At 48.0% G+C, this 23447-nt stretch carries 20 protein-coding genes and 1 tRNA gene; 7 read left to right on the top strand and 14 right to left on the bottom strand.

Annotation, left to right across the window (positions count from 1 at the left end):
• The coding region (locus HMPREF1640_RS13605; RefSeq protein WP_036891866.1) for a hypothetical protein at window positions 1-186 on the top strand (186 nt) is incomplete at its 5' end.
• 522 nt (window positions 187-708) lie between these two features.
• On the opposite strand, the gene HMPREF1640_RS12490 is transcribed toward HMPREF1640_RS13605, so the two are convergent.
• Entirely contained in the window at window positions 709-1269 is a 561-nt protein-coding gene (locus tag HMPREF1640_RS12490; protein WP_052051661.1) for a stage II sporulation protein M, read from the bottom strand.
• A gap of 360 nt (window positions 1270-1629) precedes the next feature.
• On the opposite strand from HMPREF1640_RS12490, the gene HMPREF1640_RS01735 reads away from it, so the two are divergent.
• On the top strand, window positions 1630-2595 hold the full coding sequence (locus tag HMPREF1640_RS01735; RefSeq protein WP_004339683.1) for a CfxA family broad-spectrum class A beta-lactamase: 966 nt from the start codon (window positions 1630-1632) through the stop codon (window positions 2593-2595).
• Window positions 2596-2687: 92 nt separating this feature from the next.
• Here the strand turns inward: HMPREF1640_RS01735 and HMPREF1640_RS01730 are convergent, their stop codons facing one another.
• The 11 genes from HMPREF1640_RS01730 to HMPREF1640_RS01685 all read right to left on the bottom strand — a co-directional run bounded on the left by HMPREF1640_RS01730 (window position 2688) and on the right by HMPREF1640_RS01685 (window position 14456).
• The gene (locus HMPREF1640_RS01730) at window positions 2688-4091 is read right to left on the bottom strand and encodes a hypothetical protein (protein WP_004339684.1); all 1404 of its coding nucleotides are present in this window, start codon (window positions 4089-4091) and stop codon (window positions 2688-2690) included.
• A gap of 283 nt (window positions 4092-4374) precedes the next feature.
• Window positions 4375-5490, bottom strand: a complete 1116-nt coding sequence (locus tag HMPREF1640_RS01725) for a DUF6371 domain-containing protein (protein WP_004292742.1) — start codon at window positions 5488-5490, stop codon at window positions 4375-4377.
• Between the two features lie 3 nt (window positions 5491-5493).
• The gene (locus tag HMPREF1640_RS01720; protein ID WP_004338330.1) at window positions 5494-6591 is read right to left on the bottom strand and encodes an AAA family ATPase; all 1098 of its coding nucleotides are present in this window, start codon (window positions 6589-6591) and stop codon (window positions 5494-5496) included.
• Window positions 6592-6596: 5 nt separating this feature from the next.
• A complete protein-coding gene (locus HMPREF1640_RS01715) occupies window positions 6597-6971 on the bottom strand; it encodes an excisionase family DNA-binding protein (RefSeq protein ID WP_004338328.1) in 375 nt (124 codons plus the stop codon).
• Window positions 6972-7170: 199 nt separating this feature from the next.
• Window positions 7171-8028: a transposon Tn4555 protein TnpC gene (gene tnpC, locus HMPREF1640_RS01710; protein ID WP_004339687.1), complete on the bottom strand. Its 858-nt coding sequence runs from the start codon at window positions 8026-8028 to the stop codon at window positions 7171-7173.
• Between the two features lie 247 nt (window positions 8029-8275).
• On the bottom strand, window positions 8276-9394 hold the full coding sequence (locus HMPREF1640_RS01705; RefSeq protein WP_004338318.1) for a site-specific integrase: 1119 nt from the start codon (window positions 9392-9394) through the stop codon (window positions 8276-8278).
• 141 nt (window positions 9395-9535) lie between these two features.
• Window positions 9536-10471, bottom strand: coding sequence for a transposon Tn4555 protein TnpA (tnpA, locus tag HMPREF1640_RS01700; RefSeq protein WP_004292844.1), 936 nt, complete (start codon window positions 10469-10471; stop codon window positions 9536-9538).
• 416 nt (window positions 10472-10887) lie between these two features.
• Window positions 10888-11136, bottom strand: a complete 249-nt coding sequence (locus HMPREF1640_RS01695) for a hypothetical protein (protein WP_036891858.1) — start codon at window positions 11134-11136, stop codon at window positions 10888-10890.
• Window positions 11137-12429: 1293 nt separating this feature from the next.
• A complete protein-coding gene (locus HMPREF1640_RS13105; protein WP_156098675.1) occupies window positions 12430-12567 on the bottom strand; it encodes a hypothetical protein in 138 nt (45 codons plus the stop codon).
• A 97-nt stretch (window positions 12568-12664) separates the two neighbouring features.
• Window positions 12665-12738 (bottom strand) — tRNA-Pro (locus tag HMPREF1640_RS01690).
• Between the two features lie 380 nt (window positions 12739-13118).
• A complete protein-coding gene (locus HMPREF1640_RS01685) occupies window positions 13119-14456 on the bottom strand; it encodes an MATE family efflux transporter (protein WP_036891857.1) in 1338 nt (445 codons plus the stop codon).
• A 293-nt stretch (window positions 14457-14749) separates the two neighbouring features.
• On the opposite strand from HMPREF1640_RS01685, the gene HMPREF1640_RS01680 reads away from it, so the two are divergent.
• From HMPREF1640_RS01680 to HMPREF1640_RS01670, 3 genes are all read left to right on the top strand, one after another.
• Window positions 14750-16714, top strand: a complete 1965-nt coding sequence (locus HMPREF1640_RS01680; RefSeq protein ID WP_036891856.1) for a glycogen debranching enzyme N-terminal domain-containing protein — start codon at window positions 14750-14752, stop codon at window positions 16712-16714.
• 15 nt (window positions 16715-16729) lie between these two features.
• On the top strand, window positions 16730-17998 hold the full coding sequence (locus HMPREF1640_RS01675) for a glycosyltransferase family 4 protein (RefSeq protein WP_036891854.1): 1269 nt from the start codon (window positions 16730-16732) through the stop codon (window positions 17996-17998).
• Between the two features lie 103 nt (window positions 17999-18101).
• Window positions 18102-19505 carry a glycoside hydrolase family 57 protein gene (locus HMPREF1640_RS01670; protein WP_052051660.1) on the top strand — a complete coding sequence of 468 codons (1404 nt, stop codon included), beginning with the start codon at window positions 18102-18104 and terminating at the stop codon, window positions 19503-19505.
• A gap of 89 nt (window positions 19506-19594) precedes the next feature.
• On the opposite strand, the gene HMPREF1640_RS01665 is transcribed toward HMPREF1640_RS01670, so the two are convergent.
• A complete protein-coding gene (locus HMPREF1640_RS01665) occupies window positions 19595-20716 on the bottom strand; it encodes a porin (protein ID WP_036891853.1) in 1122 nt (373 codons plus the stop codon).
• 435 nt (window positions 20717-21151) lie between these two features.
• Here HMPREF1640_RS01665 and rplS point away from each other — a divergent pair, with 435 nt between their 5' ends.
• Window positions 21152-21517, top strand: a complete 366-nt coding sequence (gene rplS, locus HMPREF1640_RS01660; protein ID WP_036891867.1) for a 50S ribosomal protein L19 — start codon at window positions 21152-21154, stop codon at window positions 21515-21517.
• 116 nt (window positions 21518-21633) lie between these two features.
• Here the strand turns inward: rplS and HMPREF1640_RS01655 are convergent, their stop codons facing one another.
• Entirely contained in the window at window positions 21634-21936 is a 303-nt protein-coding gene (locus HMPREF1640_RS01655; RefSeq protein ID WP_036891852.1) for a hypothetical protein, read from the bottom strand.
• 319 nt (window positions 21937-22255) lie between these two features.
• On the opposite strand from HMPREF1640_RS01655, the gene HMPREF1640_RS01650 reads away from it, so the two are divergent.
• Window positions 22256-23437, top strand: a complete 1182-nt coding sequence (locus HMPREF1640_RS01650) for a phosphoribosylaminoimidazolecarboxamide formyltransferase (RefSeq protein WP_036891850.1) — start codon at window positions 22256-22258, stop codon at window positions 23435-23437.
• Window positions 23438-23447 lie beyond the last annotated feature (10 nt).

The following is a 23447-nucleotide window of genomic DNA, read 5'->3' as shown; positions in this document are numbered from 1 at the left end:
ATGATGAACATTTTTGACAGCATGGAGGCTGTACTACCCACACCACAAGGTTGTATGAAAGAAATAAATAAGCAGACCCTATATACAGCGTTTACCATTCGGCAAATGTACAAAATCATTTTCAAATATCCAGCGAACCGGTGCCGAAAAATGTCTGAAGGAGAATATGGAACTATTTTATTATAAAACCAACAACTAATACAATAAGAATAGGAATCATTAAAGATAGAACTACCTTCCACCAAACAATATTTTTATTAAAACAAAGATTATAAAAAATAAAAAAGTAAGCAAGTAGCCAAAATAATCTGTTGATAAAATTAAAGTCATTAGTAGTCAGTCCGAACAAGAAATGTAGATTTTTTAAGTCTTCGATTGAAGACACCTGATAATTTCTTAAAAAGAAGCATGTCGTGTAAAAGAACATTCCGATCAAAGGGAATATTAAAGCGTATCCTACTATGGTATAAATCTCAGAAATAGAGATTCTCTCTTCGTCAAATATTTCTAACATATATTTGGTCGAGCCAACTATAAAGAATAATATTATTATGGGAAATAAGAAAAAAGTAAGATTGTTTGATAACTCGAATAATTTCAAAATATTATTATTACCAACTAACTCTCTTGCCAATTCGTTTGCGTTAATTGATAGCAATAAATACTGTAAACACAATGTGAAAATAATCAAAGTCGGAAGTATCTTTTTCATAGTTTCATAGATATAAACACCTCACAAAAAGCTGCAAAAACGATTAAAATTAAATATAAACACAAACGTTTTAAAAAGACAATCCACTCTATCTTTTTCTTATTCGACAAAATAAGATTTAATCCTATATTAATTCCCAAAAACATTCCATCAGCTGCTGACAAAATAAAAGGAATCAATTCAAAAGAATGAGGAAGAGTATGTGCGATACTAAATTGCACTCCATTTGTTTTTATTGAAGTACCAAATACAAATCCAAAAACACCTCCGTTTTTAAAGGTTGATAATATCGGATAAAAACCAAATGTAACAAGTCCTATATAATTAAGAAACAAAGACTTAACATTATTCTTCAAGATATAGACGAACATATCCTCTTGATCTTGATCTTGAATAAAGATAGTAAAGATCCCGCCTCTATCTATAGAGTTATTTACATAAAAATCTGAATTTTCAACAGAATGGATGCCTATATTAAAGAAAAAGCAAAAAGTACATACAAACGTAGTTTTCAACCTCCTCCTCTCCCTTATTGTCCATTTTCCTAAAAAAACCATTGGTCCAAATCGAAACTACTACCCCATAAAAATTGATTTTTTGCCCCATATAATTCAAATTTCCCTTGCGGGTAATATTTTTTAAGAAACATGATTTTTGACAACAGGCTATTATTCAGACAAATACAAAATTATGCATTTTTAAGGGGGGATATTGTAAATTGTTGAAACTTCTCATCCTTGTATCCACCCCACTTATCCCTATTAATACAAAATCGACAAGTATTGATTATCAGGTTATTGACATTTTGATGCGGTTGCCCTGATTTATATATTTTAGAAACATATTTTTCCGTAAAGTTATGTACCTTTGTCGGCAAATAAAGATATTCTCGTCAAACAAATATAAATAATATAAACATGGAAAAAAACAGAAAAAAACAAATCGTAGTTTTGAGTATAGCTTTAGTTTGCATTTTCATCTTGGTATTTTCATTGTTCCATAAATCAGCGACAAAAGATAGCGCAAATCCTCCTTTAACAAATGTTTTGACTGATAGCATTTCTCAAATTGTCTCAGCTTGTCCTGGCGAAATTGGTGTGGCGGTTATTGTTAATAACAGAGATACGGTTAAGGTCAATAATAAGAGTGTTTATCCTATGATGAGTGTGTTTAAGGTTCATCAGGCATTAGCTCTTTGTAATGACTTTGACAATAAAGGAATTTCACTTGATACCTTAGTAAATATAAATAGGGATAAACTTGACCCAAAGACTTGGAGTCCTATGCTGAAAGATTATTCAGGGCCAGTCATATCATTGACAGTGAGAGATTTGCTGCGTTATACTCTTACTCAGAGTGACAACAATGCAAGCAACCTTATGTTTAAGGATATGGTTAATGTCGCTCAAACAGATAGTTTTATAGCCACACTCATTCCTCGTTCAAGTTTTCAGATAGCTTATACGGAAGAGGAAATGTCGGCTGACCATAACAAGGCTTACTCTAACTATACATCTCCTCTTGGTGCTGCAATGTTGATGAATCGTTTGTTTACTGAAGGTCTTATCGATGATGAGAAACAAAGTTTCATTAAGAATACGTTAAAAGAATGCAAAACAGGTGTAGATAGGATAGCAGCTCCACTTCTTGATAAAGAAGGGGTTGTTATAGCGCATAAGACAGGTTCAGGTTATGTTAATGAAAATGGTGTTCTTGCAGCTCACAATGATGTTGCCTATATATGTCTGCCTAATAATATCAGTTATACCTTAGCGGTATTTGTTAAGGATTTCAAGGGAAATGAATCACAAGCGTCACAATATGTTGCGCATATATCAGCTGTAGTATATTCTTTATTAATGCAAACTTCAGTAAAATCTTAAACTGCACTTGCTTTGATAATTAATGATAAACAATCTAAAAGCACTCTAATCGTTATCGGAGTGCTTTTAGATTACTAATCAAATTGCTTCTATTATAATTTGAATCCTCTACTTTTTCTTTCTTCCTGTTGCGGCACTCTTGCTCCATATCTAAGCCTGTGCCATTGCTCCCTGAACCAGTCGGCAATCGGCTTCCTGTTTATTGTCAGGTTCAGCCTGCTTTCATCGTCAGGGTCATTTTCCACCCTTAAAATATCATCCTTTATATCAAAGTTCCGCCTGTGTTGCTCGGAATAGATTTTACCGCTACATTTCAGGGCTTCTTTTTTGACTATAAGACTTTCAGTCATTTCTTTAGAGAATCCCAGCATGGCACAAAACTTTTCCATGCGCAGCATTTCCCTGAACATCGGAAACCACCTGAAAGCCTTGTCTATGATTCTGGCGAGCCGTGACAGTTCTTTTTCTTTCATGTCAAGTTCCTGCCTGTGCATTTCTCTGAGATTGTGGATTTGCGTATCATGCTGTTTCTGCATCTGCTGTACTTGGCTCTGCAATTTTTCAATATTGGTGTTCCGTTTTGAAACCTCGTCTTGCAGTTTTTCGTTGGCACGTTCCAGTTCTTTCAGTTTTCCACTCCCGAAAAGAGAAGCAACTCCACTAGTTATGGCTGTCGCTGCCGTGGTGGCTGTCTTCTTTAACTTGTCAGTGCGTATTTCTGATTTCACCTGTTTCAGTTCCTGCTCGGCAAGATTTATCTGTTCTTCTTTGTGCCGTTTGGCTGCATCCATGCGTTGCAGTTCAGCTTTCTGCTTCTCAATGATAAAGTCGTTCCGTTCCAGATGCTCCTTACCAGTGACAGCCTTTGACTGCCCGCGTTCCATCAGCAGGATGTCGGATGCAAGGGTCTGCATCTGCATCATGTCATCGTCATTGAGCTTTCGGCTCTTTCCTGTTTCGTGGTTCATCCAGTCGAAAACGATATGGGCATGATAGTTCGGCTTGAACCATCTGTCCCCGACTTTGAAGCTTTCCCTGTCTTCCGCTTCCGGCTGACCGTTCAGCCAATGCCCTTCATCCTTGTGCAGGAAGATTTGCAGCGGTGTGATTCCCCAGCGTCTTTGACACTCCTCACCGAATTTACGCACGTCTGCCAGTGTGGTGTCCGACCTGACAAGCAGCACTCCTTCACGTATGGGGGAGCATCCCGCAATCTTGACTATTTTACCGTTCTTGCCTTTGCGTTCACGCTCCTTTTCCTGCATGGCACGTCCGGTCTTTTCCTTTACCATCTGTCTGATATTGTCATAATGCATCCGCAAATCCGGACTGCCGAAGTCGGGATTTATCCACTGCTCATTATCGGTGGAGAGTTCTGGAACCACATAGGTTCTGGACTCTCCGATGTGGCGCATGTATTCGGCAGTCCTCCTGTTGTGAGCCTCACTCGATGCGATATTGCAGGGCTTGATATGTATGCTTGATTTTGTTGCCATAGATACTTGTTTTTTGGGTTTGTACTTTATTGTTTGCTTTTCCGCTGTCCGTAAACGCATGGGGTTCTTAGGGGTGCAACCCATAAGCGGAGATTGCAAAGAGAGGGTCACTCTTTGCTCTGGGTTCTCAGGGGAGAAACGCCCTGAGTGGGTCATTAGGGTAAAACCCTAATCCCCTCGGGAGAGCCCACAACTACGTAAGCGGAGCGTGTAGTTATAGTGGGCTATATCAATGGCAAGCCATTGTCTGCAAACTCCAGCCTACGGCTTCCGCTCTCCTCCGTCAGGGAGGTTTTTCATCATCGTTGCCGATTGGAGATGCACCGACCAGCACAAGGTCTAAATCGTCTATCAGTTTTTGCAGGACGGGATTCTTCTCTATCATCCGCTGGAGGATTCTCTCAGCCTCGACCAAGTGGTTGGCTGTACTCATCACCTTGCCCTCCCGTATCTGAAAGATAATCCAATCGGCTATGTCGATATGGGCTTCTTTTTGTTTCGGGGTGGCATTCCTTTCGATGATGTCCGAAACCACCACCTTACAAAAGTACATGCTCTCGGCTCGCTGTTTCCACTCGGCATAAGCATCGGCATCGGGAAAGAGAAGCACGGTTCGCCCTGACAGTACACGGAGTTTCTCTTCTCTCATCTGACTCTTACCACCCGTAGCCAGCCATACATAATCGGGGAAGATAGCAGAACCGATAACGGCACTCTTCTCGGATTCCACCAAGACCACCACCTTGTCGGGATGCGTTTTCAACAAGTGTTCCCCGAAAAGGCATTGGGATAGTTGCCAATCCTCTGCCAACACACGCTGCTTTTTCAATATGCTGTGTATCCAGTTCACTGCCGATGTCTGTCCTCCCTTGATACGGTGTCCGTCTTCGGGATTGTACTGCATCACCTTTCCCGTGCGTACCTTGCCCGTCCTGTCTATCTGCCAAAAGATAACAGAGCCGTCACGGGTAGCCCCCAAACGGTATTCCTCCAACAACCGCTTCAACACCTCTTTCGCCTTGTCGCCATAGTAGGAAGTAAGGAGTGTGAAGAGGAAACGGAAGAAATTGCTACGCTCGCTTTGCGACTTCTCCACATAGTGAGGGGGAATATAGCCGATGGCTGTCGGCTTACTTTGCTGCTTCACTTTCTTCTGCTCTGCTCTTTGCCTGTCAAAAGAGAAATCATTGGTAGTTCTGTGTTCAGGATGCTCTTGAAAATACTCTTTCGGAGTGTAGTGATACCCACAACCGCTTTCGTGGTTACATCTGCCGACCGATGGATGCAACGGCACATTATTTTCGTCCACGTAATAGACGAAAGAATGCCTGTCTCCGCATTTGGGGCAGGTATGCCGTGTTGCCGTTCCTTTATACTTCTGTAATGAATAATTGCCCATAGCTTAGTCCGTTTTTGATGGTTGATTGTCGGCTGTCCCATCCTGTCCCATTGTCCCACACTCTAAGGGTTGGGACAGTGGGACACTTGGGACACCTGCGTTTTTACTCTCTTTGCTGCGCTGGATGATACGGTTTACGGTGGACTTGCCACAATTCACCTGTGAGGCTATCTCCCTGACGGACTTGCCCGATTGGGAGAGTTGCAGAATTTGGCAATCCCTTTGGCTTGATTCATTGTCGCCCAATTTTTTCAAGTGTTCCTTTTCCGTGGAATAGCCCCTGAACACGAACTGCAAGAAAGCATCCACCTTGTCAATCTCGTAAACGATTACATTATCCGCATCATGAGAGAACGTGCCATAGCGCACTTTAAGCTGCTTCACATAGCGAAGCCCTCCGTCTTGGGCACTTTTTCCAATGGTGAACACGCTGTCAAAGAAATTGTAGAGCCGTTTGCTTCCGGCAAGGTCGTTGGATGTGATGGGACAATCCAAAGAGCGTTTGGGCGTATGTGCCAGGACAAGGATAGAGAGCGCATATCTCTTTTTGAGATTGTTCAGCTGAATCATCAGCCGTCCTGCGGCATCGCCTTTCTCCATGGCGCAACACAGGTAGGTAAGATTGTCAATGATGAAAATCTTGCAGTCGGTCTGCACAGCCATCTGTTCAATGCCGCCTATGATAGCTTCCTCAAAGTTGGCATCCAAAAGCTGGTTGCAGTCAATAGACACCCGATAGATTTTGTCGGGAAAGGTGTAGAGCTCTCCATGCTCGTTGGTATAGCGGAGCTGGAACTGCTTTTCGGACAGTTCAAAGTCCAGATACAGCACATTGTCGGTTCGGGCGATGCGGTCGGCTATCTGCACGGCAAGGATGGACTTGCCCACGTTGGAATCGGCAAACAAGCAGGAGAGTTCCCCCTCGTACCAAAAGCTGTCCCACAGCGCACGGGGCGTAGGCAATAACGATGCTTCAAGAATGGTTTGGTTTGCCGTCTTGATATTCATCATGCCTACACTGTCGGGCATACCGTTATGCGCTTGGGATGCTTTTGTGAGGTCGCCACGTATCAGGTTGATATAGTTCTTATCCTCTTCCATATCATTCACCAGTTACGTGGGTTGGGCTTGCGACGGTGGGAAGAGGATAAGGACTTGTTCAGTTCCTCGTCTGACAACGGTATGGGATTCTTTCGGGCGGTTTCCAGCCACTTGTCCAGTTCGTCACGGTAAAGGCAATAGCGTTTGCCGGGCTTGGTGGCAGGGATTGTCCCTTCTGACAGTTTCATGTAGAGCGTACCCTTAGGGATACCTAAATACTCTGCTGCCTCGTCCACAGACATGGGCACGTGGGTGTCCACCGTTTTGGCATTGTTCACACTGCGCTGCTCGGCGAGCAGGCTTTTCAGGCTCATCACTTCGTCTCGAAGCTGAGCGACAACCTCGGGGAGGTCGTTGAAGGTAAGAATTGATTTTTCCATTCGCGTACTCGTCTCTTTTGTAAGACTTGGCGCAAAGGACTGAAATGATATATCCGTGAATATCTCCACGACACGTCATTGCAAAATAATTCCCGAATAATTAAGCCCAGCCATAAATGACGGGTAAAATTACTCGGGAAACGATGTAAAACAGGCGGTTATGAGTTACCGGATGGTTGTCGTTGGTGTCGTGATTATCCTAATTCCGCACATAATCCTCGGGATAGTGGAAATCAAGTTTGCCGTTTTCGGGTTCATCAATGGGAATTTCCGTCTTTAACGGCTCTACCTTGAAATTCTTGATGGTTGATAAGTCTGTATCAGCAAACGATTTCGGGAAAAGGGCTTTGATGAACTTGGCACGGTTATCCCCATTGTAGTATCTCTTGTACAGGAAACGCTCAGAGATATTCCATACGAAGTGACGGAGTGGAATGTTGTTGATGTCTTTGGTAAACGGTCTTTGTATGGGCTTCGGGGTATAAGTGTTAAGATTCATCCATTTGTCCACCTCAGTACAGATGTGGTTCACGGTTTCTTGGTCGGCAATGCGAGGCAGGTAATAATGGCAATACTCCATGACCATGCGGATGCGCTCTTCCTTTTCCCGTTGCTCTCTGCTTGCGTAATTGGCACGGTTCTTTTCGTGAAGATCCGGGGCGATAGTAAGCTCTATCGGTTGTGTTTGGATAAGTGTCTCTTCTTTTGTCGGGGATGATTCGGGTACAGGCTCAGGGACTGATGTAGGTCCAGGCACAGATGTGGCTTCTTCAAGTGTATTTTGTGACAGTTCTTCCTGCACCTCTATGGCTTCGGCAATCGTTTCTTTCTTGCCGAACTTGATTTTGTAGATTTCGTATGTATCAAAGATAAGTGTCTGAAAGGAGAGATAGAGCAACCATCCCAACAGGTTACAGCATACGAATACTATCCACCTGACAAAGTTGTCTTGGTTGAAGCTGTCCGCTATTACCAGCGTGGCAATGGAAGATATTAGGACGATGGCGAAGCCGACAAAGCCCAAGATGATGTATTTGTCCTTGATTGATGATTCCATATTTCGTTGAGAGATTGAATGTTCCTGTATTATTTTGTGCAAAGTTAATGCTATTTTTCCCAATTACTGCCCGTTATTTGCGGTTAGAACGGTCTTTTTCAATGTATTTCACGAAATGTCATCATATCATACTCTGTTTCATACTCTGAGGGGCTTATAAATGGTGGCATCAAGCCAAAAACATAGAGGGGCGATTATAGCCTTGTAGCCATAACCGCCCCTCTGAATACCTGTCAATGTGAGACATTTATGCCTCCTTGCGCTTCAAGGTTATCTTGTCCACCACCTGACACATCTGCTGCGCTGCTATCTTGGAATAGATTTGTGTGGTGGTAATGTTCTTATGTCCGAGATAGGCTTGGATGACAGCCATGTCCGTTCCCATTTCCACGTGCAGGCTTCCGAAGCTGTGGCGGGTACAGTGAAAGGTGATTTTCTTGGTTATCCCTGCTGCCGTGAGCCACCGTTGGAGTGGTCCTTGCAGCATCTTGTCCTTGAAATCCTCAAAGATAAGTCCCTCGCCCCGTTCTCCCAGCAGTCCATAGGCTTCATCACTGATGGGGTTATGCACTATTTCTTTGGTTTTCTGCATACGGGTGGTAACGAACATCCTGCCGTTGGTGTATGGTTGTATCTGCTGCCACGTGAGCTGTCTGATGTCGCTCTTTCTCAGTCCCGTAAGACAGGCGAAAAGAAAAGCTTTTTTCAAGACCTCCTCCTCACAGGGTGTTTCGGCAAGCCGTATCAGTTCCTCTTGGCTCAAATGCTCCCTGATGGTGGGAATGCACTCGATGCGGTCTAAGAAGCCGTTTGGGTTCTCCTTTATCTTCCTGTCACGGTAGGCGGTGTGCAGCACGGCACGGAAAGTTGACCAATAGCCTGCTGCGGAGTTGATGTGCAGCTTTTGGTTGGTGTGGATGGATTGGGGTGCATCAAGCAGGTATTCCATGAACTTGCGGCACAAATCCACATCCACCTCCTCAAAGGTGCATTTGCCGTTCACGAACCGCTGGAAATGCTTGTATACGTGCTGCCACTTGATATTCTTGCGGTCAGCCAGTCCTTTGAAATAGGCAAGGAAATCGCCCTTCATCTTGGTCTTGTCAAAAAAGCCGTTGTTTTCATTGAAAATGGCTTCGTAGCGCTGGTTGCGCAGGATGACCGCTTTCTTCATCATGCGTGCGTTGAAGTCCCGTTCCTGCTGGTTTGCAGGTTTGGCGAAGATGTAAATTCCTAAGGCTTCACGTGTAATCACTCTCATGGTGACATTGTCACGGTAGCCGGGATAGTAGTCAAGGCATAGTGAATACTGTGTCCCGTTCTTAATCTTGCGCTTACGCAAGGTAACTGTTTTGCATTTACTCATAATAATTATGTTTTAATTGGTTGTATACATTTTGGAGTTGTATCCATGTTTCCGATGGCAAAGGAACAACGTGAAATATCCGTGAATACCTCCACGATACATCATTTTGAAATAATTTTCGATAATCCCGATTTTTCACGGTTATTTGTTCCTTTCAGCCATGACACGCTCCACATCTGAGCGCAAAAGCAGGTTTTTCACACCCACCTTTATCTTTTCGATGTGCTTCACCTTGACGATATGGCAGATGTTGGCTGACGAAAGACCATAGATTTGCTGCACCTGCTCAACGGTATAGTAGCGTTCATCGTTCACAAGGTCAGTTCTGCGGAGTTCGTTCAAATGTGATTTGGAGTAATAGGTACGCCCGTACTCTCTTTTAGTGGGTATCTTATGGCGATAGGTGTAGGCACGGAGTGCGGTCGGCTTCATGCCGAACAGTTCCTCCACCTCCTCGGTCAGTAGCCAGTCGGTAATTTCGCTAATATCAACTGCCACACCGAAAAACTCGTCAATATGCTTCTTGCTGTAATAGTTCTTTCCTGCGATACGGCAGATGGGGATATGGTTACGCTTGGCGGAAGTGTAAAGCCATGACTGCTTTACCTTAAAAAGGGACATCACCTCCTCGCCCGAATAGAAGTCCAACACTTCTTCGCTTTCCTTTTCCCTTTTTTCTCTTTTGGCAGGTAAGGAAGATGAAGATGATTTCCTTGGTGTGGAGGTGTTGCCGGGCAGGATGCGGTGATAGGGATTGCCCTCCAACATCTGCTCGATGTCGGCTCTGCGGATGAATGCCATGCGGTTGCTGATGCGTGAGGCTTTCAGCTTGCCGATGGCTACAAGTTTGTAAATGTACTGTCGGGAACAGCCCATGAGGATGGCTGCTTTGGAAAAGGTGAGATACTCCTGATGCTGTATCTCCATCAAGGGTTGGGCGACTTTGAAGAGGTTGTTCTTCTGCATCACTCTGGCTCGTTTGGCTTCTGCCTGACAAGCCTCACTGCAATATCTTTGCATACCGCTTCGGGTTACAAAGGACTTGCCGCAAAAACTGCATTTTCTGGTTGCTTTCATACCGTTTTATCGTTTAATGGTTCATTTCTTCAATCCTATATCTCTGAAATGGTAAACGGATGTGAACGGAAGTCAACCATTGTCGCTTTTCTACACAGTGTGACTGTTTCCGCATATCGGGGCGGTTATTGTCGCTTGTCGTAAACGGTTGTAAACCCTTGTCAACTGTCTGCACGGTGTGACAAAAAACAAGCCCCGCAAATTCTCCACGTCAGAAATACGTCTCAAAAATATGTGGAAATTTGGGAAGCGACAAATGGCAACCGAAAAGTGTTAAATTTTAGAATATGCTGGTAATTAAAGATTTACACTCGGATATTTCTGATTAGTTTTGGTTGTTCTATGGTTATAAATACATCGAATATAAGTATCACATATATGGATGTACTTCTTTTTTGATAGATGCTCATTTGAAATCAGGCCGAGACGGCTAAACCAACAACCAACGACCCGCCTGCTGTTGCCCCTGATCCAGCTAAAGCAAAATATAAACAAACCTGACAAGCTCCATCTGCAGCTGCTATAATAGCGGACTGTTTTCTGTTTGTATTGCCAGCATAAGCAATTCCTGCAAAAATCTTAGATGTGTTGAAACCTGAATGTTGGGCAATTGCTCCTATGGCACACAATACGATGACCATAAGCATTTTCTTAATTTTTTTCATGATTTTTTATTTGTAATGATGTAATTTTTAATATAACAATATGCAAGGATGCTGGCGAAAAATACTAATAAAGAAACTAGGATGATGATGGGTATCGAATTACAAATAAATGTAATACCTATCGTTAAAATGCCAATTATTATCATAATGCATAATAAAAGAGGATCTTTCTGTAGCGGTTCTTTTAAAGGTCTAAAAAAACTTTTTTTCATATGAATTAATAATTCGTGAGGTTTCGTCTATTGCTGTTAGTATTAACTATACCGAATATATTTTTTGCGAATATAATAATTATATTTGAAAAAAGCAAATGTTTCTGTGTTTTTTTGAGAAATATAAGGGTCATCCGACATTTGGAGTGATGGAGTGTGAGTGAAACTTAAAAGCCCACGACACTGTTTTCTCGAAAAGCTTCTCAATAATAATGGGGTTAAACTTAATGAAATGCATATAGAAGTAATAGGCATTATTGCATCACAAATTATCACTTCTTGATTATAAATCCCCGTATATAAAGGGGTCACGAATAGGGATAATTGTATAACTTTATGATTTTCAGAAGCTAAAAGCCATCACTCCAAATCCCGGAGGACCACAATAAATGCCCGTATGTTTTTTGAAGAGACGCTCACCATGTACAACATAGGTGGGGGCTAATGGGTGCGTGTGTACGCTTCGGGATGGCGACAGAATATTTACTCATTTTCGGTTTTTCTCTTTAAAAACCTGCTTATCCCGAACGCGGTTCTTGAAAAAGTGGAAATAGTCAATTATTTGTACAAACAACCCTCTCAAAATCGCTTATTTAAAAATAAGTTTGCCTTCGTCCGAAATACGCGAAATCTGCGATAGTTTGTAAATGACTGACATTCAACAATTTTTAAAAAACAGCCTTTGTTCTCCTATTTTGTGGTCCGCGGTTGAGTATCAAATGGCATGATGATAAGGTCGCAATCGCGGCGTGATCGCGGCTCTTTCGCGTTGCCAACGAGGCCCAATTGCGACATGAGAAAGCGCCAATCGCGACAGGCTTATGATTTTTGGTAACGCCCAACTTGGTTTTGACAAGAAAAGACAGTCCTTTTCGCTCTGGATGACTCGAAAACAATGATCAAAAAACGGTAATTATATTTTACAAAATGAAGAATGTGGAGCAAGGAGGGAAGAGTGGGGGGCGAAGAACGCATGAAAGCGGCCGCGCCGGATTCGAGAGGCGTCAGGGAGCGGCGTAAATTCGCGCGTGTGAGCTTTCGCGCCTGTGTCATGTCTTCCTGTTTTTAATCCTGTTCGCGGTTACGCATGGTCGCCACAATCGCGGGGACCCGCGGTGTCTCCCCCAAAGTGAATGCCTGCCGAGCCTTTTGCTCCACCATTGAATATCTGCCGAGCCGTGGCGCTCTCGGCGAGGGCTTGCGACGCGACGCTGGGCATGTGTCGATTTTAAAAGAAACTTGGTGGCGCGCCCCGTCGTTATGACGGAAAAACAAAAGGCGCATGTCAAAACATGACATGCGCCGTAATGGTGGAGTCGGGGCGACAGGATTCGAACCTGCGACCGCCTGGTCCCAAACCAGGAGCGCTACCGGACTGCGCTACACCCCGTGGCTAACTTTCGCGTCGCATCAACGGCAACAAATCGTTTAGCGTGTGCAAAGGTATGCCTTTTTTGTGACATGGCCAAATAATGGCTTGTGTTTTTTTGTGTATGGGAAAATATTGGCCAATAAGGCAGGGCGTAAAAGGCGACCGCGATTTACGCGTTTCGAAACGGGGCTGGCCATGCGGCGTAAATATATAAAAAGGGAATTTTCCTCAATAGGTTGCGATGTGGCGTGTTGTGTTTGATGAGAGGCTTTCTTGGTCAAGACGTTATCTTGACGTATTGCCATTGGGTAGCTCGTGACGTCGGCTTTGACGCCCCGTCGCGTCGCGATGGGGCGTCACGCATAGAGCGTGCCGTATGGCGATGACGAACGGTGAGGTTAGCGCCCCTGCCACAACCGCGCGAGGGTGCGCCTGAAAAAATAATAATAAAGACTGCCGGCGATGAGAAGGCCGATGGGGAACGCGAACCACACGCCTACCAAGCCACCGCCTAAGCCGATGCCAAACCAATAGCTCAGGGGGATGGACGTGACGAAATAGGCCACGAAAGCCACACCCATGAGAGGCTTGACGTTGGCCAGCCCGCGCAGCGAGTTGGAGAACACGCACTGCAACCCGTCGGGTATCTGATAGATAATGAGGGGCATGATGGCGCCGGCCACGATAGACACCACTTCCGGAGAGTCGGTGAAGAGCCAACCTATCTCATGGCGCAGCAGCCATACGGGTACCGAGACGAGCAGCGCCACCACGCAGCAAAGGTGAAAGCCGGCCCATGCCGTGGGTTTGACCTTGCTGTATTCGCCCTGCCCATGAAACAGGCTCACGCGAATGGCGACAGCCGCGGAGATGGCGTAATAGAACTGGAAGAACAGCTGGCTGATAGACAGCATGACCTGATGCCCTGCCAACGACCATGCGCCTATCCATCCCACGATAAGGCTGCACAGCGACCATGCGCCCGACTCCATGCCCATCTGCATGCCCAACGGCCACCCCATGCGGTGCAGTTCTCGTTGGTCAGAGCCAGTGAGGCGGCTCGACCAGAAAGCCTCGGCAATGGCACGGTAGCGGCGCGCGCTTAAAAACATCGCGGCGATGACAATGGCCATGACAATGCGTGAGCCCATGGTGGCAAGGCCTGCGCCAAGAATGCCAAGCTCCGGTAAACCCATCTTGCCATAGATGAGCGCGTAGTTGCCCACGATGTTGACCAAGTTGCCACCGAGAAGTATCCACATGGGCATGGTGGTGTGGGTCATGCCGTCGGCCGTCTGCTTGAAAACGTTGAACCAACAGACGAACGGCAGCGATATGAGGTTTACGATATAATAAGGTCGCATATAGGGCAACAGCTCCTCGGGTTGCCCCAATTTGTCGAGAAAAAAGTAGAGCACGGTGTATATGGCCACCAACAACGCGGCTACGAGGGTGTTGGCCGCCAAGGCGTTTCGGGCGAGCGCGCCTATGCGCCCCATGTCCTCGCGGCCGTAGCTGCTACCCACCAATGGGGTGAGACCATAGGCGAAGCCCATGGCCACGAGTATGCCGAGCATGAACATCTGCCCCACGAAGGCGGCCGCGGCAAGCTCGGGAGTGGAGTGGTGACCTATCATGATGGTGTCGGCAAATGACAATACGATGGTGCCTACTTGACCGATGACAATAGGAAAACCCAACTGGATGATAGACTTGTAATATTCTTTGTAAACCATGTCTTGTTGTTAACGGGGTGCAAAGGTACGAAAAATCGTTTGATATATGGTGGCTTCGGGTGCGTTTTTGCGCTCGTGGGCGGCGTGCCGGCAAGTGGAGCGAGGCTCATGCGGGGCGCATAGGTGCGTCAATGCGATAAAAAACGATGTAATTCAAAAAATATTCGTAAGAAAGTTTTGCGCTGTATATTCTTTTTTATAACTTTGGCATAGATGCGAATCAAGGGGTCTCGGCCCGCTTGTTCCACCTGATGACTACCTACTATGATCATTAACAGCCTTAATTAACCGCTATGAGTTATCTAAAATTTGAGCGAGCCCAGATGGTAAACCTGCAAGAGTCGCTGTCCAGGGAGGTGTTGCGCACCAACCGTTCGGGAGCGTATGCCTGCTCCACCGTTGTGGATTGCAACACGAGAAAATATCATGGGTTGTTGGTTGTGCCCGTGCCCGAGCTTGATGACGAGAACCATGTATTGCTGTCGTCGCTCGATTGCACCGTGGTGCAGCACGGCGCGGCGTTCAATCTTGGCTTGCACAAGTACCAAGGCAACAACTACAGCCCTAAGGGGCACAAGTATATCATCGAGTTTGACTGTGACAAGGTGCCCACCACCGTGTATCGTGTGGGTGGCGTTATATTGAAAAAGGAAGTGGTGTTCCAGCACCACGAGGACCGGCTCTTGGTGAGATACACGCTCGTGGACGCGCACTCGGCCACCACCTTGCGCTTCAAGCCCTTCTTGGCTTTTCGTAGCGTGCGGCAGTTCACGCATGAGAACACCGCGCTCAATCGTGACTATCAAGAGGTGGACAATGGCATCAAGACTTGTCTCTACGCCGGCTATCCGGAGCTTTTCATGCAGTTTTCCCGCAAAGTGGGCTTCGTGTATGAGCCGGATTGGTATCGGGGCATTGAATATCCCAAGGAGCAGGAGCGCGGATACGCGTCTAACGAAGACCTGTACGTGCCTGGATATTTCGAGTTGAACGTGCGCAAGGGCGACAGCGTGGTGTTTGCCGCGTCCACCTCGAAGAGTAACACGCGCGTGTTGCGATCGCTGTTCGACAAAGAAGTGGACGACCGTTCGCCCCGTGACAATTTCTTCCACTGCTTGGTCAACGCCGCGCACCAGTTCCATAACAAAGACAAGAGTGGCGACAATTACATCCTGGCCGGTTACCCATGGTTCAAAGCGCGGGCTCGCGACACCTTTGTCGCCCTGCCTGGGCTGACGCTTTCCATAGAGGAGGCAGGCTATTTCGAGGCTGTGATGGCCACGGCGGAGAAGGGCTTGCGCGAGTTTATGCGTGGAAAGCCACTCACCGTAAAGCTCTATGAGATAGATCTGCCCGACGTGCCACTGTGGGCCGTGTGGTGCATGCAGCAATACGCGCGCGTCAAAGGCGTGGAGGCCTGCCGCGAGAAATATGGAAAGCTCATCATAGACATTGTTAAATATATAGAAGGCCAAGGGCATCCAAATCTGCTTTTGGATGATAACGGCCTGCTCAAGACCGATGGCGTCGACAGCCCTGTGACGTGGATGAACTCCGTGATAGATGGCCGGCCGGTGGTGCCGCGCACGGGCTATATAGTGGAGTTTAACGCATTATGGTATAATGCGCTGATGTTTGCCGCCAGCGTCGCGGTTGGAGACGACGCCGCGAAGGCCGGCGAGGCCGCCAAGCGTGAGGCCGCCCACTATGAGCGAATGGCAGAGCGCTGCCAAAAAGCCTTTGTGGAGACATTCGTCAACGAGCATGGCTATCTCTTCGACTACGTGACCGAGGGCCAGACGGACTGGAGCGTGAGGCCCAACATGATTTTCGCGGCCGCGCTCGATTATTCGCCCCTGTCGCAAAGCCAGCGCAAGAGCGTGGTCGATATATGCACCCGGGAGTTGCTCACGCCCAAGGGCCTGCGCACGCTGTCGCCCAAGAGCGGGGGCTACAATCCCATGTACGTGGGCTCGCAGATGCAGCGCGACCGGGCATACCATCAAGGCACGGCCTGGCCTTGGCTCGAGGGATTTTTCATAGAGGCTTGCTTGAAACTGTACAAAGGCTCCCGCCTAAGTTTCATAGAGCGACAAATGGTGGGCTACGAGGACGAGATGTTCAACCATTGCATAGCCACGCTGCCTGAGCTTTTTGACGGGAACCCTCCTTTCTACGGCCGTGGGGCCATGTCGTTCGCCATGAACGTGGCCGAGATACTGCGCTCGTTGGAGCAGATGGAAAAATACAAATATTAACGGGAGGAAAGGCAAATGAAAGTGTTGATGTTTGGATGGGAGTTCCCTCCCCATGTGTATGGTGGCTTGGCCACCGCCAACTTTGGCATCACGGAAGGCTTGCACGCCCAAGGCGACGTGGATATCACGCTGTGCCTGCCCAAGCCTTGGGGCGACGAGAACAGGTTGTACGCGCGCATCGTGCCCATGAACCACGTGCCCATAGCCTATCGCGACGTGGACTACGACTACGTGAGGAGCAGGGTGGAGCGCGTGATGGACCCACAAGATTACTATCGTTACCGTGACCATATATACGCCGATTTCAACTATATGCACGTTGACGACCTTGGATGCGTGGATTTCGCCGGCGGCTACCCGGCCAACTTGCATGAGGAAATCAACAACTACTCGATCATCGCGGGCGTGGTGGCCCGGACGGAGGAGTTTGATATCATCCATGCGCACGACTGGCTCACGTTCCCGGCAGGCATCCACGCCAAGCAGGTGAGCGGCAAGCCATTGTGTATACATGTGCATGCCACCGACTATGACCGTAGTCGTGGGCAGGTAAACCCCACGGTCTATTCCATAGAGAAAGATGGCATGGACCACGCAGACTGTATCATGTGCGTGAGCAATCTCACTCGAAACACGGTCATCAACCAGTATCACCAAGACCCGCGAAAGGTGTTCACCGTGCACAACGCGGTGTACCCATTAAGCGAGGAGTATGAGTCCATACCTCGGTCGGACCATAATGGCAAGGAGAAGGTGGTGACATTCCTGGGACGTATCACCATGCAGAAGGGCCCTGAGTATTTTGTCGAGGCGGCAAACATGGTGCTGCATCGCACGCGTCACATTCGGTTTTGCATGGCAGGGTCGGGCGACATGATGGAGCAAATGATCTATTTGGCGGCCGAGCGCGGCATCGCCGACCGCTTTCACTTTCCCGGTTTCATGCGCGGCAAACAGGTGTACGAGTGCCTCAAGGCGTCAGACGTGTATGTAATGCCCTCGGTGAGCGAGCCCTTTGGCATCTCGCCGTTGGAGGCCATGCAGTGTGGCACGCCCGCCATCATATCCAAACAGAGCGGTTGCGCCGAGATATTGACCAACTGCATCAAGCTCGACTACTGGGACATCCACGCCATGGCCGATGCCATTTACAGCATTTGCCACAATGAGAGCCTCTTCGACTATTTGCGACAAGAGGGCAAGCGAGAGGTGGCCGGCATCACATGGGAGAAAGTGGGAGCGTGGATCAGGCGGCTGTACATGCGCACGCTTGGCAATAGATAATCCATAATTCGCGAGGTTCATTTCTCAATATATAAGAATTAGGGAAAAAACGCAATAGCAGAAGCGATAACACGAATATATAACCATCAAATTGCATAGACCAATGAGGACAATTTGCTTATACTTCGAGATACATCAGATCATACATCTCAAGCGGTATCGATTCTTCGATATCGGCACGGACCATTATTATTACGACGATTACGAGAACGAGCGAAGCATTAATGACATTGTGGAGAGATCTTATATGCCGGCCCTCAACACGCTTGAGGAAATGATCAATGAGGGCAATGGCTACTTCAAGGTGGCGTTCTCGCTATCGGGAGTGGGCATTGAGCAATTGGAGATGCACGCCCCGCAAGTTATCGAAAAGTTGCAAGCCATGAACCAAACCGGCTGCGTGGAATTTCTGGCCGAACCATATTCGCATGGTCTTTCGTCACTCATCGACAGTGAGTGTTTCACTAAAGACGTCAGGAAGCAATGTGACAAAATCAAGGAATATTTTGGCAAGACACCGACAGTGCTGCGCAACTCTTCGCTTATCTATAGCGACGATATTGGCCTTATGGCTGCCAACATGGGCTTTAAAGGCATGCTCACCGAGGGTGCCAAGCATGTGTTGGGATGGAAGTCGGCTCACTATGTGTATCATTGCGCCTTGGCCCCGAAGCTCAAGTTGCTGCTACGCGACATCAAGCGCAGTGACGATATCAGCCTAAGGTTTAACAACGCCGAATGGGAAGGCTACCCCATGTTTGCCGACCAATACATAGACTCTATCGCCAAACTGCCCGAGGGCTCACAAGTGGTAAACATATTCATGGAGCTGTCGGCGCTTGGCATTGCACAACCGTTATCGTCAAACATTCTCGATTTCATCCATGCGTTGCCTAAATTTGCCCAAGCCAAAGGTATAACATTCTCCACCCCGTCAGAAATTTGCCGCAATGTCAAGAGCGTGGCCGCCCTTGACGTGCCCGACGCGCTGTCTTGGGTGGACGAGGAGCGTGACGTGAGCAGCTGGTTGGGAAATCCCATGCAGCGGGAGGCGTTTGAGAAACTCTACAGCGTGGCGGAGCGTGTGCGCATCGCCGACGATCCGCGCATAAACCAAGACTGGGACTATCTGCAGGCCAGCAACAACTTCAGGTTCATGACTACCAAACCGTCCAACGTGGGGTTGGACCGTGGTATCTATAGCGGCGCGTTCGATGCGTTCACCAATTATATGAATATCTTGGGCGATTTTATAACTCGCATAAACGACCGTTACTCCACCGACATCGACAACGAACAGCTCAACTCGCTGCTCACCACTATCAAAAACGAGGGCGAGGAGATTGCCATGAAGGACAAGGAGATTGCTCGTTTGCAAGCCAAAATAGAAAAAATGGAGGCTGCCGCCAAGCTAAGCGAAACGGCCGGCATGGACAAAAGGAAGACCGCCACGGCCGGCAGGCGAGGCAAGACCGCCAACTCCAAGAAAGCGGCGACGTCCAAATAGAGTTAATGGATACTTTTTGAGATACAATTGCTACAACGACAAAACCGCCGGCACACACGTGCCGGCGGTTTTGTTGTTGGAACATGTTGTTAGAACATGAAGTCCAACTGCACGTCTATCATGTCGTAATTGTGGTTGGCAAGCGAGCGGTCGTTCACCCTCGCGTACTCGGCGTTGAGCTGAACGTTTTTGTTAAATTTATAGTTGGCGCCCACTTCGTAGAGCGATTTGCTCGAGCCCCATGTGCCTTTGGAGCGGTACATGTCGTAGCGCGCCTTGGCATAGAGCTTGTTTTTTATTACCGGCGCTATGACAAGCGCGTACACACCGTCGGCCTTGTTGCCGAGCGTCTCGTTCACGTCGCACTTGCTGAGGTCGGCGGGAGAGTTGTAGGTTGTCCTGAAGGCTTTCCCGGTGGAATGTACATACTCTGACCGTAACGTCCAATCGGCAAATTTATACTCGCCCGATATGGCATAGCGGTGCTGTGGCAACTTGCGTACGCCACTGACATCGTTGCCTTGGTCGTTTTTCCATATGCCCTTTCTGCTGTACGAGCCTTCGGACCCGAACACGCCTATGCGCATGCCAGGCACGGGCATCACCCACACGCCGCCGACAATGTCTTTCCGCTCGTCCACGTCTTTGACGTTGATGCCCTGTCCGTTGAACACGCCCACCTGATAGTGCAAGATGTTGCGGCCTTTCGCGTTTTTCAAGAAGTCGCCTTGCAACTGCGCGCCAATGTCCCGGCCATTGCTCGAGTGCATACCCGAGCGATCGGTAAATCCCGCCAGTTTCATGATGATTTGGGCGTAGCCCATAAAGCCTTGGCCAATGGGGTTCATGGGGTTTTCAAAGGTGAACGGGCGTTTGAACTGTCCCACTTTCACCTTGAAAAACTCGTAACGCTGCCATTCGGCGAACGCGTCCACCACTTTGGGAGCCGTGGCCAATTTAGTGGTGTTGCCGTTAAACTGTAGTTGAATTTTCCAATACCAGTCTTTGGCGGCGCGTCCATCGAGGCTTAGCCGGCCCAAACGTATGTTGAAAGAATTGGCTTTTGCGCCCTCCTGCCCGGTGTATTGGTATTGCGTCATGGCATAGCCGGAGAGTTTTACGTTGTTGATCCATTTTGCCGGCTTGTTTTGCGCGGTTGCTGACATCACGGCCAATGATGCCAACAGCATTGTCTTGATTCTCTTTTTCATTGGATATTAGGTTTATGTTTTATGAAGTTTGACACACTTTCTATATGATGTTAGGGCCGGGGGTGTAGCGACTCGCGAGTGCAAAGGTAAACATTTTTTGGCGATTACATACTTAATAGTTTATTTTTGAGATTGAAAGTCTATGGCATTCTCCATGGGGCGGATTCCATAAGCAAGCGCGAGGTTGTGTTTTGGCCCATGATCACGTCTCTTGGCTTTGATCGTCAGCTCATGGGGCATAATGATAAACGGCGCGCCATGACACGCGGTAAAAGTGGCTGACTGTTAAAAATAGCAGAATTTATGTGTGTGTCAAACTGTAATTCAATAAAAAACCTTACCTTTGCACCGCTTTTCGGCCTAACCGCTGGTTGAGGGAAGAGTTCTCATGCCATGTTGGGTTGGAACGACAAACAATTTTAAATGTTCAAAACAATGGATTTAATTAAAGTTGCAGAGGAAGCGTTCGCGACCGGCAAACAGTATCCCGAGTTCAAGGCGGGCGACACGGTGACCGTGGGTTACAAAATCATCGAGGGTACCAAGCAGCGCATCCAGCTCTATCGCGGCGTTGTAATCAGGATTAGCGGTCACGGCGAGAAGAAGCGTTTCACCGTTCGCAAGATGTCAGGCACAGTAGGTGTGGAGCGTATTTTCCCCATCGAGTCGCCGGCCATAGATAGCATCGAGGTGAACAAGCGTGGCAAGGTGCGTCGCGCCAAGCTGTACTATCTGCGCAAACGCACGGGCAAGGCGGCGCGCATCAAGGAAAGGATTACTTCCGCTCCCGCGAAAAACTAAATGATGCCACGGCGCTCGCGGCGTCTTTTCAAGCCATAAAAAACTCAATCTCCACATGGGGATTGAGTTTTTTTTTGAGGGTGCCTGGCCTTCGGGCGAGGTGTTTTTTAAAGCGTTCACCGCTCCTCCCTGTCATCCTCGTAGTTGATGGAGGCGTCGGTGTCGCCGTGAAGGGCGTCGCGAAGGTCTCGCCAATCTTGAAAACCCGCGAGCAACGCCAACCTGTCCAAGGTGTCGTCGGAGAGTTTGCGCTTGCCCATCAAGACATCTCGCAATCTTCTCAGTGACGCTACGCTCAAGTTGATATGGTGCTTGGAAAAAACCGTGGCCACATGTTCCAAATCGTTGGCCAAGCGGCGCGGTTCGCGTTTTAGTTTCTTTCCGACCTCCGCCATAAGAGGTCTCAAATCTCGTTTCATTTTTACACTAACATCTTAGCTATGTTTTCTCTATGCAAAGTTAGTGTTTTTTCAGACGCGTTAACGCCTTTTCGTGTTAAAAATGCGTGCTGAATAATTTTTTTCCTGTGATATTTGCAATCATGTGTCATTTGCGCGCTCGACTAAACGACAAGGCTGTTTTATTGCGTTGCGGCGGCGGTCGTGGCTTGTGGCGGCGAGTATGTCGCGCGCGTGGACGCGCCGAGGCGCGTCCAGATGATAAAAAATGAGGGTGGACGGACCTTGTTCTGCAATCTTTTAGCTACCTTTGCGATAAAATTTTAAAATATTGTCAAGAATGAGAGAATATGCGCTAAAGTATGGGTGTAATCCTAACCAGAAACCAGCTCGCGTCTACATGGAGCGTGGAGAGTTGCCCATCGAGGTGATAAATGGTCGCGCCGGGTATATCAATTTGCTCGACGCGCTCAATGGTTGGCAATTGGTCAGAGAGCTGAAAGCCGCCACAGGGCTGCCCGCGGCGACCAGTTTCAAGCATGTGTCGCCCGCTGGCGCAGCCGTTGGGTTGCCCCTGAGCGACACGCTGAGAAAGATATATTTTGTCGACGACATTGATTTTGAGCTTACCCCATTGGCCACGGCCTATGCCCGCGCTCGCGGCGCGGATCGCATGTGCTCGTATGGCGACTTCTGTGCGCTGAGTGACACTTGCGACAAGGAGACCGCGCTGCTCATCAAGCGCGAGGTGAGCGACGGCGTCATCGCGCCCGGTTTCACCCCCGAGGCGTTGGAGGTGCTCAAGGAAAAGCGTGGAGGCAGCTACTGTATCATCAAGATTGACCCTAACTATACGCCCCAACCCATGGAGCGCAAGCAGGTGTTTGGCGTGACGTTCGAGCAGGCGCGTAACGAGGTGAACCTCCGCGACGAGGCACTTTTTGACCATGTGCCCACGAAGAACAAGACGTTCACGCCCGAGGCCACGCGCGATTTGAGGATAGCGCTTATCACACTCAAGTACACGCAGAGCAACAGCGTGTGCTATGTCAAGGATGGGCAGGCCATCGGCATCGGTGCCGGGCAGCAGAGCCGTGTGCACTGCACGCGACTGGCCGGGAACAAGGCCGACGAGTGGTGGATGCGCCAGAGCGACAAGGTGCTGTCCCTGCCGTTCAAGGAGCGCATGCGCCGCGCCGACCGTGACAATGTCATCAACGTGTATCTTTCCGACGAGTGTGACGACGTGCTGCGCGACGGTGCGTGGCAACAGTTCTTCACCGAGCGCCCGGAGCCATTCACACGCGAGGAGCGCAAGGCTTGGATAGCCCAAAATACCAAGGTGGCACTTGGCTCGGACGCGTTCTTCCCATTCGGTGACAACATTGAGCGAGCCCACAAGAGCGGCGTGGAGTACATAGCGCAGGCTGGTGGCAGTATTCGCGATGACAATGTCATCGAGACCTGTGATAAATATGGCATAGCCATGGCCTTCACTGGCGCGCGCCTGTTCCATCATTAAAAAGACAGGC

The sequence above is a fragment of the Prevotella sp. S7-1-8 genome, from assembly GCF_000758925.1.
Lineage (GTDB): Bacteria > Bacteroidota > Bacteroidia > Bacteroidales > Bacteroidaceae > Prevotella.
The sequence above is the reverse complement of the archived record's forward strand: the minus strand, read 5'-3'. Positions and strand labels throughout refer to the sequence as shown.

Coding starts and splice junctions, on each gene's coding strand:
- HMPREF1640_RS01720 (WP_004338330.1), bottom strand. CDS start 6,591: ATGGAAGAGGATAAGAACTATATCAACCTGATACGTGGCGACCTCACA.
- HMPREF1640_RS13105 (WP_156098675.1), bottom strand. CDS start 12,567: ATGCCCAGCGTCGCGTCGCAAGCCCTCGCCGAGAGCGCCACGGCTCGG.
- HMPREF1640_RS01725 (WP_004292742.1), bottom strand. CDS start 5,490: ATGGGCAATTATTCATTACAGAAGTATAAAGGAACGGCAACACGGCAT.
- HMPREF1640_RS01685 (WP_036891857.1), bottom strand. CDS start 14,456: ATGGTTTACAAAGAATATTACAAGTCTATCATCCAGTTGGGTTTTCCT.
- tnpC (WP_004339687.1), bottom strand. CDS start 8,028: ATGGAATCATCAATCAAGGACAAATACATCATCTTGGGCTTTGTCGGC.
- HMPREF1640_RS01655 (WP_036891852.1), bottom strand. CDS start 21,936: ATGAAACGAGATTTGAGACCTCTTATGGCGGAGGTCGGAAAGAAACTA.
- HMPREF1640_RS01665 (WP_036891853.1), bottom strand. CDS start 20,716: ATGAAAAAGAGAATCAAGACAATGCTGTTGGCATCATTGGCCGTGATG.
- HMPREF1640_RS12490 (WP_052051661.1), bottom strand. CDS start 1,269: ATGGTTTTTTTAGGAAAATGGACAATAAGGGAGAGGAGGAGGTTGAAA.
- HMPREF1640_RS01670 (WP_052051660.1), top strand. CDS start 18,102: ATGAGGACAATTTGCTTATACTTCGAGATACATCAGATCATACATCTC.
- tnpA (WP_004292844.1), bottom strand. CDS start 10,471: ATGAAAGCAACCAGAAAATGCAGTTTTTGCGGCAAGTCCTTTGTAACC.
- HMPREF1640_RS01695 (WP_036891858.1), bottom strand. CDS start 11,136: ATGAAAAAAATTAAGAAAATGCTTATGGTCATCGTATTGTGTGCCATA.
- rplS (WP_036891867.1), top strand. CDS start 21,152: ATGGATTTAATTAAAGTTGCAGAGGAAGCGTTCGCGACCGGCAAACAG.
- HMPREF1640_RS01650 (WP_036891850.1), top strand. CDS start 22,256: ATGAGAGAATATGCGCTAAAGTATGGGTGTAATCCTAACCAGAAACCA.
- HMPREF1640_RS01730 (WP_004339684.1), bottom strand. CDS start 4,091: ATGGCAACAAAATCAAGCATACATATCAAGCCCTGCAATATCGCATCG.
- HMPREF1640_RS01705 (WP_004338318.1), bottom strand. CDS start 9,394: ATGAGTAAATGCAAAACAGTTACCTTGCGTAAGCGCAAGATTAAGAAC.
- HMPREF1640_RS01715 (WP_004338328.1), bottom strand. CDS start 6,971: ATGGAAAAATCAATTCTTACCTTCAACGACCTCCCCGAGGTTGTCGCT.
- HMPREF1640_RS01675 (WP_036891854.1), top strand. CDS start 16,730: ATGAAAGTGTTGATGTTTGGATGGGAGTTCCCTCCCCATGTGTATGGT.
- HMPREF1640_RS01680 (WP_036891856.1), top strand. CDS start 14,750: ATGAGTTATCTAAAATTTGAGCGAGCCCAGATGGTAAACCTGCAAGAG.
- HMPREF1640_RS01735 (WP_004339683.1), top strand. CDS start 1,630: ATGGAAAAAAACAGAAAAAAACAAATCGTAGTTTTGAGTATAGCTTTA.